The 14,604-nt window shown below is 60.9% G+C and carries 14 protein-coding genes and 2 tRNA genes; 10 read left to right on the top strand and 6 right to left on the bottom strand.

Features of this window, described 5'->3' with window-relative positions; translation table 11 throughout:
- Positions 1–20: 20 nt before the first annotated feature.
- Entirely contained in the window at positions 21–755 is a 735-nt protein-coding gene (locus ACCD07_RS18835; RefSeq protein ID WP_413448227.1) for an SDR family NAD(P)-dependent oxidoreductase, read from the bottom strand.
- Between the two features lie 122 nt (positions 756–877).
- Between ACCD07_RS18835 and ACCD07_RS18840 the strand changes: the two genes are divergently transcribed.
- Positions 878–1,279, top strand: coding sequence for a winged helix-turn-helix transcriptional regulator (locus ACCD07_RS18840; protein WP_413448228.1), 402 nt, complete (start codon positions 878–880; stop codon positions 1,277–1,279).
- 360 nt (positions 1,280–1,639) lie between these two features.
- Here ACCD07_RS18840 and ACCD07_RS18845 read toward each other — a convergent pair.
- A tRNA-Ser gene (locus ACCD07_RS18845) sits at positions 1,640–1,730 on the bottom strand.
- Positions 1,731–1,933: 203 nt separating this feature from the next.
- Positions 1,934–3,922 carry an acetate--CoA ligase gene (acs, locus tag ACCD07_RS18850; protein ID WP_413448229.1) on the bottom strand — a complete coding sequence of 663 codons (1,989 nt, stop codon included), beginning with the start codon at positions 3,920–3,922 and terminating at the stop codon, positions 1,934–1,936.
- Between the two features lie 215 nt (positions 3,923–4,137).
- Here acs and ACCD07_RS18855 point away from each other — a divergent pair, with 215 nt between their 5' ends.
- The 6 genes from ACCD07_RS18855 (at position 4,138) to ACCD07_RS18880 (ending at position 8,351) form a co-directional block, all read left to right on the top strand.
- On the top strand, positions 4,138–4,755 hold the full coding sequence (locus ACCD07_RS18855; protein WP_413448230.1) for a YqhA family protein: 618 nt from the start codon (positions 4,138–4,140) through the stop codon (positions 4,753–4,755).
- 15 nt (positions 4,756–4,770) lie between these two features.
- A complete protein-coding gene (locus ACCD07_RS18860; protein ID WP_176655607.1) occupies positions 4,771–6,300 on the top strand; it encodes a fumarate hydratase in 1,530 nt (509 codons plus the stop codon).
- Positions 6,300–7,139, top strand: coding sequence for a glutamate racemase (murI, locus tag ACCD07_RS18865; RefSeq protein ID WP_413448231.1), 840 nt, complete (start codon positions 6,300–6,302; stop codon positions 7,137–7,139). The genes ACCD07_RS18860 and murI overlap by 1 nt, the downstream gene beginning before the upstream one ends.
- 114 nt (positions 7,140–7,253) lie before the next feature.
- A tRNA-His gene (locus ACCD07_RS18870) sits at positions 7,254–7,329 on the top strand.
- Positions 7,330–7,513: 184 nt separating this feature from the next.
- Positions 7,514–7,786: a BrnT family toxin gene (locus tag ACCD07_RS18875; RefSeq protein WP_413448258.1), complete on the top strand. Its 273-nt coding sequence runs from the start codon at positions 7,514–7,516 to the stop codon at positions 7,784–7,786.
- The gene (locus tag ACCD07_RS18880; protein WP_413448232.1) at positions 7,767–8,351 is read left to right on the top strand and encodes a BrnA antitoxin family protein; all 585 of its coding nucleotides are present in this window, start codon (positions 7,767–7,769) and stop codon (positions 8,349–8,351) included. Before ACCD07_RS18875 ends, ACCD07_RS18880 begins: the two co-directional genes overlap by 20 nt.
- An 18-nt stretch (positions 8,352–8,369) precedes the next feature.
- Here the strand turns inward: ACCD07_RS18880 and ACCD07_RS18885 are convergent, their stop codons facing one another.
- Complete coding sequence (locus tag ACCD07_RS18885) at positions 8,370–9,881, bottom strand: cyclic nucleotide-binding domain-containing protein (protein ID WP_413448233.1); 1,512 nt, start codon at positions 9,879–9,881, stop codon at positions 8,370–8,372.
- 362 nt (positions 9,882–10,243) lie between these two features.
- On the opposite strand from ACCD07_RS18885, the gene ACCD07_RS18890 reads away from it, so the two are divergent.
- The 3 genes from ACCD07_RS18890 to ACCD07_RS18900 all read left to right on the top strand — a co-directional run bounded on the left by ACCD07_RS18890 (position 10,244) and on the right by ACCD07_RS18900 (position 12,722).
- Positions 10,244–11,890: a methyl-accepting chemotaxis protein gene (locus ACCD07_RS18890; RefSeq protein ID WP_413448234.1), complete on the top strand. Its 1,647-nt coding sequence runs from the start codon at positions 10,244–10,246 to the stop codon at positions 11,888–11,890.
- Positions 11,891–12,019: 129 nt separating this feature from the next.
- Positions 12,020–12,472 carry a hypothetical protein gene (locus tag ACCD07_RS18895; protein ID WP_176655602.1) on the top strand — a complete coding sequence of 151 codons (453 nt, stop codon included), beginning with the start codon at positions 12,020–12,022 and terminating at the stop codon, positions 12,470–12,472.
- 127 nt (positions 12,473–12,599) lie between these two features.
- A complete protein-coding gene (locus tag ACCD07_RS18900; protein WP_353400289.1) occupies positions 12,600–12,722 on the top strand; it encodes a hypothetical protein in 123 nt (40 codons plus the stop codon).
- 20 nt (positions 12,723–12,742) lie between these two features.
- On the opposite strand, the gene tssA is transcribed toward ACCD07_RS18900, so the two are convergent.
- Both tssA and ACCD07_RS18910 read right to left on the bottom strand, forming a co-directional pair.
- Positions 12,743–13,852, bottom strand: coding sequence for a type VI secretion system protein TssA (gene tssA / locus ACCD07_RS18905; RefSeq protein WP_413448235.1), 1,110 nt, complete (start codon positions 13,850–13,852; stop codon positions 12,743–12,745).
- Positions 13,853–13,960: 108 nt separating this feature from the next.
- A complete protein-coding gene (locus ACCD07_RS18910; protein WP_176655600.1) occupies positions 13,961–14,596 on the bottom strand; it encodes a formyltransferase family protein in 636 nt (211 codons plus the stop codon).
- Between the last annotated feature and the right edge of the window lie 8 nt (positions 14,597–14,604).

The following is a 14,604-nucleotide window of genomic DNA, read 5'->3' on the forward strand; positions in this document are numbered from 1 at the left end:
GTGACGGCGGGCGTAGCGAATCAGAGTTGCGCCAGGCCGCCGTCGACGGCGACCTCGCTGGCGGTCATGAAGCTGCTGTCCGACGACGCGAGGAAAGCGGCCGCAGCCCCGATCTCAGACGGATCGGCCATGCGCTGGAGCGGAGTCAACGAGGCGAAGAACTTCTGGCCCTCCTCGCCCAGCGCTTCCTTCGCGAGTTCGGTCGCTGTCGCCCCGGGCGACAGCACGTTGACCCGGATGCCGGTGCCCTTCAGATCTTCCGCCCAGGTCCGAGCGAGGTTGCGCACCGCAGCCTTGCTCGCGCTGTAGGCGCTCATGCCCGGGGCGCCCGTGGTGCCGGCGCTCGATCCGGTCAGGATGATCGAACCGCCCTCGCCCATCAGCGGCAGCGCCTTCTGGACCGTGAAGATCGTACCCTTCACATTGGTGTCGAAGGTTTCGTCTATGTGCTCGGCGGTGATCTTGCCGAGCGCAAGCTGGCTTCCCGCTCCGGCATTGGCGAAGACGATATCGAGGGTTCCGCGCTCGGCCTTCACCGCGGCGTAGAGTCGGTCGAGGTCGGCCTCATCGGAGACCGAGCCCTTCACCGCGCGGGCATTGGTCCCGAGGTAGGCCACAGCGGCGTCGAGCGCTTCCTGCCGGCGGCCGAAGATGAACACGAAGGCGCCCTCCTCGATGAAGCGCTTTGCCGCGGCGCGGCCGATGCCGGTAGCGCCGCCGGTGATCACGGCGGTCTTTCCATTCAGTCTGGTCATGATGTGCGTCTTTCCTTGCAGTTTTAAGGAAGCAGGGATTTGCTTCCTTGACCCCAATATAGACCCATGCTAACCTAAGGACAAGTATGCACTTTTTGGTAAGTACACTAACAACTACGGCAATGACGACCATGACGACTCACGAAACCTGCGGTACCGGCGGCTTCTCCTGCGGGCTCGACGCCACGCTCCGCATCATCTCGGGCAAGTGGAAACCGCTGATCCTGTTTTTCCTGCGCGACGGCCCAAAGCGCTACGGCGAGCTCAAACGCCTGACCCAGGGCGTCAGCGACAAGGTGCTGATCCAGCAATTGAAGGATCTGGAGGCCGATCACGTGCTGGCGCGGAATGATTACAAGGAAGTGCCGCCTCGCGTGGACTACACGCTGACCCCGCTCGGTCGCAGCTTGGCCGAGGCGATCGTCCCGCTGTGCACCTGGGGAAACGAGCACATGGAGGAAATGGCGAGCCTGTTCGCCAAGCGCGACACTTTGCGCTATCCGGATGCCCAGACGGAGGAATGAAATGATGCACACCGAGCTCGACTCGGTGCTCGCTGCGCTCAGGAGGGATGCAGGTGGTGTGTGGAAAATTGTTTTCCATCAGGGTACTTTATATCCTGATTCTCCAAGCGCCCATGAGGGGCAGTTCCGGCAATCTGGCAATGGTTAGGGGAATAGTTCCTTAGGGAATTTTTGCGCTGCGCGCGGCGCCTCCGGCGCGCCACCGCTTCGCGGTGGCAAACGGACGATTCGGAGAGGCTCGCCCCGGTAGGGGCGATGCCTTCGAATTCCCCACGCAAGCCCCGCAGGGGGCTTGCTTCTCTCCGCCAAGGCACAAAAACGAAAAGGCCACCCGAGGGTGGCCTTTCGCTTTTGTGTCCTTGGCGGAGAGAGGGGGATTCGAACCCCCGATAGGCTATGAACCTATACACGCTTTCCAGGCGTGCGACTTCAACCACTCATCCACCTCTCCTGCATCCTTCCCCTCTCGGAGAAGCCGCGAATTATAGCAAAGATTCCAGAGAGTACCAACATTATTTGCCTCTCCGGCCTATTGCCCGCATCTACGCGGAGCTCAAAGGCGTCGCAAAAGCAAACTCAGCATGGATTCCCGCTTTCGCGGGAATGACGTGAGTGAGTTAGACGCATGCGGGTGGTTATGACGTCTGTGCGCTGTTAGGACGCTTCCTTCAACTGCTCCAGAATCGCCGGATTCTCCAAGGTCGACACATCCTGCGTAATCACCTCGCCCTTGGCCAACACCCGCAGCAAACGCCGCATGATCTTGCCCGAACGCGTCTTCGGCAGGTTATCCCCAAACCGGATCTCCTTCGGCTTGGCGATCGGACCAATCTCCTTGGCCACCCAATTGCGCAACTCCAGCGCCAGCTTCTTGGCCTCATCCCCAGTCGGACGTGCCTGCTTCAGCACCACGAACGCGCAGATCGACTCACCAGTCGTCTCATCCGGCTTGCCCACCACCGCAGCCTCAGCCACCAGCGGATTGGCCACCAGCGCCGACTCGATCTCCATCGTGCCCATGCGGTGACCCGACACGTTCAGCACGTCATCGATACGGCCCGTGATGGTGAAGTAACCCGTATCCTTGTTGCGGATCGCGCCGTCGCCCGCCAGGTACATCTTGCCGCCCAGCTCCTCAGGGAAGTAGCTAGCCTTGAACCGGTCCGGGTTATTCCAGATGGTACGGATCATCGAAGGCCAAGGACGCTTGACCACCAGAATACCGCCCTGCCCGTTCGGCACATCCACACCGGCCTCATCGACAATCGCGGTCATGATGCCCGGCAGCGGCAAGGTGCACGAACCCGGCACCATCGGCGTCGCGCCCGGCAGCGGCGTGATCATGTGGCCGCCGGTCTCGGTCTGCCAGAAGGTGTCGACGATCGGGCACTTCTCGCCGCCCACCTGCGTGTAATACCACATCCACGCTTCCGGATTGATCGGCTCGCCGACCGTGCCCAGCAAACGCAGCGACGACAAATCGTAATTCTTCGGATGCACCTTCGGATCCACATCCGACGCCTTGATCAGCGAACGGATCGCCGTCGGCGCGGTGTAGAAGATGCTGACCTTGTGCTTGGCGATGGTCTCCCAGAAGCGGCCGGCGTTCGGGAACGTCGGGATGCCTTCGAATACCACTTGCGTCGCGCCCACCGCCGTCGGACCGTAGGCGATGTAGCTGTGGCCCGTCACCCAGCCGATATCGGCCGTGCACCAGTACACATCGGTCGGCTTGATGTCGAACGACCACTTCATCGTCAGCGCGGCCCACAGCAGGTAGCCGCCGCTCGAATGCTGCACGCCTTTCGGGGTGCCGGTCGAGCCCGACGTGTACAGGATGAACAGCGGATGCTCGGCATCGACCCACTCCGGCTCGCACTCGGCCGATTGGCTGGCGACCAGGTCGTGCAGCCAGATGTCGCGGCCTTCCTTGAAGGCGATGTTGCCGCCGGTGCGCTTGTAGACGATCACGTCCTTGATGGTGTCGCAGCCGCCCAGCGCCAGCGCTTCGTCGACGATGGCTTTCAGCGGCAGGTGTTTGCCGCCGCGCATTTGCTCGTCGGCGGTGATCACGGCCACCGCGCCGGCGTCGATGATGCGCTCCTGCAGCGACTTGGCGGAGAAGCCGCCAAACACCACCGAGTGCGTGGCGCCGATGCGCGCGCAGGCCTGCATCGCGGCCACGCCTTCAACCGACATCGACATGTAGATGATGACGCGGTCACCCTTCTTGATGCCGCGTGATTTCAAACCGTTGGCGAACTTGCAGACCTTCTCGTGCAATTCCTTGTAGCTGACGTTGACCGACTTGCCGTCGTCCGCCTCGAAGATGATCGCGGTCTTGTCGGCGTTGCCGTTCTGCAGATTGCGGTCCAGGCAGTTGTACGACACGTTCAGGTGGCCGTCTTCAAACCATTTGTAGAACGGCGCGTTGTCTTCGTTCAGGGTCTTGGTGAACGGCTTTTGCCACACCAGGTTTTCCTTCGCCAGGCGCGACCAGAAGCCTTCATAGTCGGCCTCCGCCTCGGCGCACAAGGCGTTGTAGGCGTCCATGCCGGCCACGTTGGCTTGGGCTACAAACGCTGCCGGGGGTTCGAAGATGCGGGATTCCTGCGGTCCTTGTTGGGTTGTAGTGCTGCTCATGCTTGTCTCCATCCAGTGTTGTAATCGTTTGGCATTAACTTAAACTTTATCGCTTACTGAGCCCTTACAGATTGGCGGTCCCCGGCGGAGGATGTGGCGCTCTAGGCAATTTTACCAATATTTCATCGACCGTACGCAGTATCAACACGCCGGTGCGATTGCTGAGCAGCACGTGTAAAATGTCGCCAGTCATAATATAAAGGAGTTCCGCCGTAATGATTGAGCCAAAACAGAAACTGCGCCCGCTGCCCGCCTTTATCTTCATGACGCGCTGGCTGCAGTTGCCGTTGTACCTGGGCTTGATCCTGGCGCAGTGCGTCTACGTATTCCATTTCTGGGTCGAGCTCAAGGACCTGATCGGCGCCGTGATGGGCAACGAAGCCTCGCTGCAGCACATCCTCGAAGCGGTCGCCGTGCACGCGCCGACGCCCGAAGCCGCGGCAGCCGCCGCCCACGCGCCGGCCAAGCTGACCGAAACCACCATCATGCTGGTCGTGCTCGGCCTGATCGACGTGGTCATGATTTCCAATCTGCTGGTCATGGTGATCATCGGCGGCTACGAGACTTTTATCTCCCGCATGAACCTGGACACGCATCCCGATCAACCAGAGTGGCTGTCGCACGTGAACGCCTCCGTGCTGAAGACCAAGCTGGCGATGGCGATCATCGGCATTTCGTCCATCCACTTGCTGAAGACCTTCATCAATGCAGCCGTCTACGACCCGCAAACACTGATCGCACAAACCGTGATCCACGTCGTCTTCCTTTTGTCGGCCCTGGCGATCTCCTACACCGACCGCATCACCACGCTGACCCACAACGAATCCCATTAACCACGCGAGAACATCATGACCATCATAAAGCAAGAAGACCTGATCGAATCCGTTGCCGCCGCGCTCCAGTACATCAGCTACTACCACCCTGCCGACTACATCGAGCACCTGGCGCGCGCCTACGAGCACGAGCAAAGCCCGGCCGCCAAGGACGCGATCGCGCAGATCCTGACCAACTCGCGCATGTGCGCGGAAGGCAAGCGCCCGATCTGCCAGGACACCGGCATCGTCAACGTCTTCCTGAAGATCGGCATGGGCGTGCGCTTTGAAGGCTTCACCGGCACCGTCACCGACGCCGTCAACGAAGGCGTGCGCCGCGCGTACAACTTCGACGACAACAAGCTGCGCGCCTCCATCGTGGCCGACCCGCACTTCGACCGCAAGAACACCAAGGACAACACGCCGGCCGTGGTCCACATGGAACTGGTCGAGGGCAACACCGTCGACGTCAAGGTCGCGGCCAAAGGCGGCGGCTCGGAAAACAAATCCAAGATGATCATGATGAATCCATCCGATTCGCTGATCGACTGGGTGCTGAAAACCGTGCCGACCATGGGCGCCGGCTGGTGCCCGCCAGGCATGCTGGGCATCGGCATCGGCGGCACCGCCGAGAAGGCGATGCTGATGGCGAAGGAAGTGCTGATGGAAGACATCGACATGTACGAGCTGAAGCAGCGCGGCCCGCAGAACAAGCTGGAAGAACTGCGTATCGAACTGTGCGACCGCATCAACGCGCTGGGCATCGGCGCGCAGGGCCTGGGCGGCCTGACCACCGTGCTGGACGTGAAGATCATGACCTACCCGACCCACGCCGCATCCAAGCCGGTCGCGATGATCCCGAACTGCGCCGCCACCCGTCACGGCCACTTCGTGCTGGACGGCTCCGGTCCTGCCTACATGACCCCGCCTCCGCTGTCGACCTGGCCTGACGTCAGCTGGGCGCCGGACACCGAGAAATCCAAGCGCGTCGACCTGAACACGCTGACCAAGGAAGAAGTGGCCTCGTGGAAGCCGGGCCAGACCCTGCTGCTGAACGGCAAAATGCTGACCGGCCGCGACGCCGCGCACAAGCGCATCCAGGACATGCTGGCCAAGGGCGAGGAACTGCCGGTCGACTTCAAGAACCGCGTGATCTACTACGTCGGCCCGGTCGATCCGGTGCGCGACGAAGTGGTGGGCCCAGCCGGCCCGACCACCGCCACCCGCATGGACAAGTTCACCGACATGATGCTGGAGAAAACCGGCCTGATCGCGATGATCGGCAAGGCCGAGCGCGGCCCGGTCGCCATCGAGTCGATCCAGAAGCACAAGTCGGCCTACCTGATGGCCGTCGGCGGTTCCGCCTACCTGGTGTCGAAGGCGATCAAGGGCGCCAAGGTGCTGGGCTTCGCGGACATGGGCATGGAAGCGATCTACGAGTTCGACGTGGTCGACATGCCGGTCACCGTGGCCGTGGACGCCGCCGGCACGTCGGTGCACAACACCGGCCCTGCGGAATGGAAAGCCCGCATCGAGCAGCTGAACGTTCCTGTCGTGACTGCCTGATGCAAACAGCCCGCTCCCCCGGCAGCCCGATCGGTGTGTTCGACTCCGGCGTGGGCGGGCTTTCGGTGCTGCGCCACATCCGCGCGCAGCTGCCGAATGAAGACCTGATCTACTTCGCCGATTCCGGCCATGCGCCGTACGGCGAAAAAACCGAACAATACGTGGTCGACCGCTCGCTGGCGATTGCCGCCTTCCTGCTGGAGCGCGGCGCCAAGGCGCTGGTGGTCGCCTGCAACACCGCCACCGTGGCCGCCATCAAGGCGGTGCGGGCGCGCTATCCGGATCTGCCGGTGGTCGGCGTCGAGCCGGGCCTGAAGCCGGCCGCGGCGGCCACGCGCAACGGCAAGGTCGGCGTGCTGGCGACGGCGCGCACCCTCAAGGGCGAAAAATTCCTGCAATTGCGCGAGCAGATCAGCGCGGCCAGCAAGGCCGAGTTCCTGCTGCAGCCTGCCGTCGGCCTGGTCGACCAGATCGAGCTGGGCGACCTGCAAACGCCGATGATCGACTCGATGCTGGAAAAATACGTCGCCCCGCTGCTGGAGCAAGGCGCCGACACGCTGGTGCTCGGCTGCACCCACTATCCCTTCGTCCAGACCGGCATCGAACGCGTGCTGCGCGACCACGGCCGCCAGGACGTGGTCCTGATCGACACCGGCGACGCAGTCGCCCGCCAGCTGGTGCGGCTGCTGGACGCGGCCAAGCTGCTGCGCCCCGCCCCTGCCGCCGGCGATCCCGCCGCCACGCTGCGCGGCTACACCACGGCCGACGTCAGCGCCCTGGCGCCAGCCTTCGCCAGCCTGCTGGGACTGCACCCGCCAGTGGAAAAGGTTGCAGTTTAAGCAAGACAGGCTTTTTGAAGAGAAACTTTGCATTTAGATTTGCAGGATTCAAAACTGGCTTGTATAATTCGGCACCTGTCTACGAAACACTAGGCGGAGAGAAGTAAATCAGTGGTGGCTGTAGCTCAGTTGGTAGAGTCCAGGATTGTGATTCCTGTTGTCGTGGGTTCGAGCCCCATCAGCCACCCCAAAAGACACCAACAAATCAAATAGTTACAGATGTTGATTTGTTTCACACAGTGATGAAAACAGCCAGCTTATAGCTGGCTTTTTTTATTTTCGCTGCCGTAGCGTAAACCACCGTTCTCCCAAATGATTATCGTATATACGAAAAATACTTGATCGATGTATTTTCCGTATATACAATTAATCACGTGCAGATCACATTTGACCCCGACAAAGACTGCACTAACCAACAGAAACATGGCGTTTCGTTGGCAGATGCGATCGACATCGACTGGGATACCGCGATAGAGGAACAGGACGACAGAGAGGATTACGGCGAGGACAGGTATAGAGCCTTCGGTGCCATCGGAGATAGGCTTTACTGCGTGGTATATGTAGACCGCGAAGATGGACGAAGGATTATCAGTCTACGAAAAGCAAATGCCAGAGAGGTGAAGAGTTATGTCGAAGCGAACCACTAACGAGAAAGAGGCGGCGCCAGCAGAGAGGGTACCGCAACTGGACGAGGATAGGCGGCGCGCGGTGGCGCGCAAAGCTAAAGCGCTTGCGCTCGTCATGCCTACGGAGGAAGAGGACGCCGCGATCACCAAGGCCGCCCTAGCCGACCCGGACAACCCGCCAATGACCGACGCAGAATTGGCCAAACTCAAGCCAGCGCGTCGTCCGCGCGGTCGGCCAACACTGGACGTGACCAAAGTGCCTACCAGCATCCGCTTTGACAACGTTGTACTGGACTCATTCAAGGCGCTGGGAGATGGTTGGCAGACCCGCATCAACGATGTGCTGTTGCAGTACCTGGTCGAGACACATCAGCTGAGCCACCGATTCCACGCCACGGTGCAAGCTGCCGGGAAAGAGCAGAGCAAACTGGATGAATTCCTGGTCGTGGCACGGAATGCTGTGCACGCCCAAGAAAAGGTGAAGCAACATCTGCTAGCTACCGGCCGCGAAGAGGCAGCACGCGGTGAAGTCTACACAGTGGATATGGGCAACGCCATGGTAGACAATCTGCCGATCATCATGTAACCGACATACGACCGCGTCTCAGTGCAACCTGAAAAACCGCCGTATGCTCGCCAAATAGTTGGCCTGTTGTACTTGCACTGGTTCTGGATGATCGCTGCGGATGGCGTCCAGCACCTGATTGCGGTCGCTGAGCACATGGGCGAATTCGTCGGCCAGCTCGGGACGGTCGTGCAGGATGTTTTCAAAGTTCTCCTTGTCCAGCCGATAGCACAGCGCATCGGTCCTGGCGGTGACCGTGGCGCCGCGCGGCGCGCCGGTCAGCAAGCCTATCTCGCCGAACACATCGCCGGCCTTGAGCGTGGCGCACCAGATGCGCTCCTTCCCTTCGGATTCGAACCAGACGTCGGCCTCGCCGTTGACCAGCAGATACAGCCAATGCGCCACCGCGCCTTGGCGGGTGATGATGTCGTCCTTGATAAACGGCGTGTTGCGCAGCGCTTTGGCCAGCTTGGCCAACTCCTCTTCGGTAAGACCGGAAAACAGTGCGACCTTGCTCAAGGCCTTCTTGCGGATATCCATTTCCGCCAGTAGCCGCACGCTCGAGCGCCGTTCCGAATCCGCATTCAGTCGTACGTCCATGCAAGGATGGGCCAATGAAAGATTCTGCCGCTGCAAGGCGCTGTAAAAATGGATGCGCACGGCGGAATCGGTGCCGTCGTCGTGGCCCGGATTGGTGAGCCAGTAGCGCACCGCGTACTGTATCAAGCCTTCGCGGTAGTCGGTGACGATGCATTCGGGCGGCCGCTCCGCCGAGATGTACTCGATATGCGTCTGGCGCAGGGCAGTCTGGACGGTGGCAATGACTTGCTGCGGCGGCACCCCATCCTCCACCCAGAAATTCACCCAGCGCCGGAACTCCGGCTTGCTCTCCCGGCTGTAGACGTCCACTTTCGATTTCATCAGCACGCTGTTGGGGATGACGATCAGGTTGCCGTTGTTGGTGCGCACGGCCGTGTGCCGCCAATGGACTTCCACCACCTTGCCGCGCACGTCGTCGATCTTGATCCAGTCGCCGATGCGCACGGAATTGTCGAGCTGCAGGGCCAGCCCGCCCAGGATATTGCCCAGCGTTTCCTGCATCGAAAAGGCGACCACGCCGGTGATGACCGCCGACGTGGTGACCAGTCCGCTCAAGTCCAGGCCGACCACGCGCAGCCACACCAGCCCCCAGACGATATAAGTGATCACCAGCAGGATGTCTTCCATGATGCGCGGCGGATGCATGCGCAGGGCCGGCAGCAGCGCGCGGAACGCGGTCAGGCCCAGGATGCGTATCAGCAGCAGCCCGAAGCCGAGCACGGAGGCGCTCTCGAGCAGGCTGGCGGCCTGGCGCTGGTCCATGTCCAACATCAGCTTGGAGGACAAGCTGAGCAGCAGGCACAGGCCGCCGAACAGCAAATTATTGCGGAACATGTGCTGGCTGTCCGGATCGGAGCGGGTCAGCAGCAGTTGGATCATGCTGCTGAGGAGGACAGCGCCGACCAGGCCGGCGTGCCATGGATTGATCCAGGGGCCATCAATCGTCAGCATCTTGTGTCCTCATCCGTTGCTTGCTTGCATGTATTGTGAACTCATCCATGCGCAATGTGAAACAACAACAGCGCGGAGGCTGGATGCTTTCAGCCAAAAACAACGCTTTTCCATTTGAGGGTCGCACTCGGCTGATTTACGGCGTATGCTCAAAGTGAGTATTGCTCCACAGCAGCAAATTTTACAAACAGATCACAACCCTACCCCGTTGTCGCATCGATTGACTTTGCCGCCGTCAGTGGCTCCACACTGATTTGCGCACAAATTTCACCGCAGCCAAATCCCGCTGCCAGTACATCATTTAGATCCTCACATTTGCTTCGCACGTAATGGGCGCGGCCCAGAACATATCGGGAAAAAAAATGAATATGACACTTAAAGCTCGCTTGAGCACCCTGATCGGCTTTCTTGCCCTGATCTCCATCCTCATAGGTTCGCTGGGAGTTTACGGGCTGAGCCAATCCAATGCGGACTTGAAGTCCGTCTACGAGGATCGCACCGTGGCATTGGAGCAGGTCTCGCGCATAGACCGTCTCCTGGTCAGCAATCGACTGAATTTAACGGAGGCTCTTCGGCAAACCGATGCTGCGGAGATCAAGGCAAGAACTGATCAGATTGAAAAAAATATCGCCGAGATCGTCAGTACGTGGGATAGCTACATGGCGACCGCCCTCACGCCGAAAGAAAAAGAAATCGCCGACAAGCTCGCTATCGACAGGAAGAGAATGACCAGCGAAAAAATGCTGCCGGCCGTCGCGGCATTAAAAGCGGGCCAGCCTGAAATGGCGGCGCAATTATCCGTGCAGCTGCAATCGTTGATCCCAGCAGTAACGGACGGCATCAATGCCCTGCGCAAGCTGCAAGTTGACGAGGCAAAGAACGAATACGAAGGATCGAAAGAGCGCTACGGCGTGATGCGCGGCATAGTTCTGGGGGCCATCGTCCTGGGCACGCTGGTGGGCGCCTCGGCTGGCTTCTTCCTGATCCGCGATGTCTATCATCAACTCGGCGGGGAACCGAAATACGCTTCGCAGATCGTGCGCAGCATTGCCGCCGGCGACCTGACCGTGACCGTCGACACCAGCAGCGGCGACACGCACAGCTTGTTGTTTTCGATGCAGACCATGCAGCGCAATCTGGCGCAAACGGTGGGCGAAATACGGGTCTCCACCGACGCCATCGCCACCGCCTCCAGTCAGATAGCCAGCGGCAATCTGGATCTGTCGACGCGCACCGAACAGCAAGCCAGTTCGCTGGAGGAAACCGCCTCTGCCATGGAAGAACTGACCTCGACCGTCAAGCAGAATTCGGAAAATTCCAATCATGCCAACCAGCTTGCCATCTCCGCCTCCACCGTGGCGCAGCAAGGCGGCAGCATTGTGGCGCAAGTGGTCGATACGATGGGCGAGATCAATGCGTCGTCGCGGAAAATCGTCGACATCATCGCGGTCATCGACGGCATCGCGTTCCAGACCAATATCCTGGCCTTGAATGCGGCGGTGGAGGCGGCCAGGGCTGGGGAACAAGGCTGCGGTTTCGCCGTCGTTGCCACTGAGGTGCGCAACCTGGCGCAACGCTCCGCCGCAGCCGCCAAGGAAATCAAGACCCTGATCGGCGACTCGGTTGAAAAGGTCGAGATAGGCGCCAAACTGGTCGACCAGGCGGGGTCGGCGATGCGCACCATCGTCGACAGCGTCAAGAACGTGACCGACATCATGGAAGAAATCACGGCCGCCGGCAACGAGCAAACGGCCGGTATCGAGCAGATCAACCAGGCGATAGTCCAAATGGATGAGGTGACACAGCAAAACGCCGCATTGGTGGAACAGGCCGCCGCTGCCGCGGCATCGCTGCAAGATCAGGCCAGCTGCCTGACGGAGGTGGTCGGCGTGTTCAAGGTCGCGGCGAAAAACGCCACCCGGCCCGCCATCCCGACAAACAACCGCCGTGCTCCGGCCGCCAAGCCAAGACTTGCTTTAGCTGGGAAGCGGCCTGCCTTGACGGCATAGGCGGCAATTACCAACTGCACTTGAAGTTACAATATTTTGCCGCCGCCTGTTGCCCACGGGAACTGGATTAACGCTACAATGATAACGTTTGCATGCGCATGCAAAGATCAGCCCACTCAGAATACTGCCATGTCCGAAGAAAAGACCCCCCTCTACGAAGTCAGCACCTACAGCAAGGACACGCCGGTCGGCCGTCCCGACACCGACGGCCGCGCCGCCGTGTTCGTGCCCACCGACCTGTACGACCTGAACAACTCCGCCGCCATTCGCAAGGGTGCCGGCATCGTCGGCTACGGCAACCCGGACGGTTCGCTCACCGTCTATTTCGAAGCCAACCGCTTCGACGACAGCAGCCTGCACAAGTGGGAAAACAAGGCCCGCAAGGCCTACGACCGCATGGTGGCCGGCGCGCCGACCGTGTCCAAGGCCAAGCTGGACTCCAAGTTTGTCGAGCAAGTCGGCATCATCGACGGCCGGGGCATCCAACTGAAGCAGCCGGAACGCCTGCAACACTGGCTGGAAGTGTCGAACGCAACGGACACCGCGCCGGAAGGCGCTATCGTCGTCTGGAAGACCAAGTAAAAGTTGGCAAAAAGATAGAGACGGGCAGTTGTCCTACATTTTGTCGGACTTTTTGCTGATGCCCGTCCGACATTTCCCGGATTATTCTGATCGCATGGTCAGTCCAATCTCAATCCGGGAGTTTGTCATGGCACGCTATCTCCATATCGCATTCGGCGCACTGTTGCTCAGCCTTGCCTGCGCATCGACCTACGAGCTGTGTTCGGAAAACGTGATGTCGCCTGTTGCCGCTGTGTATCAGCTGCGCTAGGCAACTACGCTAGAGTAGTCTTATTCCTTCAGGCCCAGCATATTCACCAGGCGGTTCAGGTCGCCCTCTTCCCGGATAATCTCGGCCATCAACTCGGGCAGCGGCATGCGCCCCCAGTTGACGGCACGGCGCAGCAGATACGGCGTCGGACTGTGCGGTTCCACCAGGCTTAAATAATCGGCGATCGCGCCCAGCGCGGCATAGGCCTCGTCGCGGTTCTTCCAGCCGGACATCAGCGCCACCGGCGGCGCCAGTCCCTCCGCCATCCCCGACGTTTCCTCGTAGTTGCCTGTCTCTTCCTCTGTCGCCATTTCCTCACCTTTTTGCTCGGGGATCAATTGCTGCAGCACGCGTTCCACCGCCACCAGCGTCCCCTTCAGTTTAGACAGATTCGGCGCCTGCGACCCCAGTTGCAGGTCGACAAAAGCCAACATGGTTTCCAGGCAATTCAGGCAGCGCTGCATCACCTGTTGCCGGTTGGCCAGCTCGCGGCCCAGCCGCTGGTGTGCGTAAGTGATCACTTCGATCCGCGTCAGCTGCGGTTCGCCGTCGTCGCCCGGCTCCATCGCGTGGCCCGCCAGTTCGCGCGCGGTCATGCGGTCCCAGTCGGACAGCGTTTGCGCCGGCGGCTTGCGGGTGGCGATCTTCAGGATCGGCATGTTCACCCGTACCGTCGTCGAGAACGACGCGTTGAGCCACTCCAGCGGCGCGATGCGGGCGTCGGCGTCGCCGTCCTGTATTACCGGATGCAACGGCTCCCAGTACTGGCGCAGCATGCGGTCGACCAGGCTCAGGCCCCGGTACAGGCCGTCGATGCCGTACTGGCGCGTCCACGATTCCAGCAGCCAGGCGGCGATCTGCAAATCCTTGGAACGGGTGGTCAGCATGGTCTTGCAGCGCGCTTCGATCAGCGGCCAGTCGGCCTTCTTCAGCGGCCGCTCCCACTGCCCCATCGGCAGGCTGGGATCGTCCTCCTCGCGCGCCAGGCGGATCTCGGTAAAGATCGGATCGTAGCGCAGCGCCGGGCCGCAAGGCATGTCCTCGGTGATGGGCTTCAGCAGCAGCTCCAGCTCCTGCTGGTTTTCCATGCTCATCAAAGAAAGCGGTATCGGCAGGCTCGGTGCGTTCATAGGGGCTATCGGGGTCGGGAAACTGGGTGTCTTGTCGTCGGAAATCAGGGAGCGCGCCTTGTCCACAAGGTTGCGCAAATTGTTCTTGATGGTCGCCATACGCCTCCGCTACGGTAGCAGCTTGCCGAGTTCGCGCGCAAAAAACTTGGCCGCCAGCGGCGACGTCAGCTTGTGCAGGTCCACCACCGTGGCGCCCGGCGGCACGTAGATCTTTTCCGACAGCGCCCGCAGCCTGCCGGTATCGAAACCTTCGTCGACCTCGTGCATGGCGATCACCACGTGGTCGGAGCCGTTGTCCAGCAAGGCCTGGAACGGATTCGGGCCGGCGTAATGCGACGGCCAGCCATCGTCTATGCACGGATGCAGGTTGTAGAAGCCCAGCCGCGGCACCTGGAACAGCCGCGCGTCGATGCGCTGGCCGAAAGTGGCGCCTATGCACAGGTCCGGCCGCCACTCCTCCTCGTATAGGCGGTAGAACTCCGGCGTCTTCACGCGGCCCTTGTAGGCGGCCAGGCCATGCGACTGCGCCAGCCGCTCGACCATCACCTCTTCCTCCGCACAGTGCGGATACGACCAGACGCGGCGCTCGCGGCTGACGAAGCCGGAGCCGACGTCGTCGGTCGCCACGCCGACCACGCGCACGCGCTGCGCCAGCGGCCCCTTCAGCAGCTCGCTCAGCACATGGAAGCCGCGATGGAAGCTGCCGAACACGGCAACACGAACCAGGGGCGGCAGCGATGACATGACCACTT

This window comes from Duganella sp. Dugasp56 (assembly GCF_047304105.1).
Taxonomy (GTDB): domain Bacteria; phylum Pseudomonadota; class Gammaproteobacteria; order Burkholderiales; family Burkholderiaceae_D; genus Rugamonas; species Rugamonas hordei.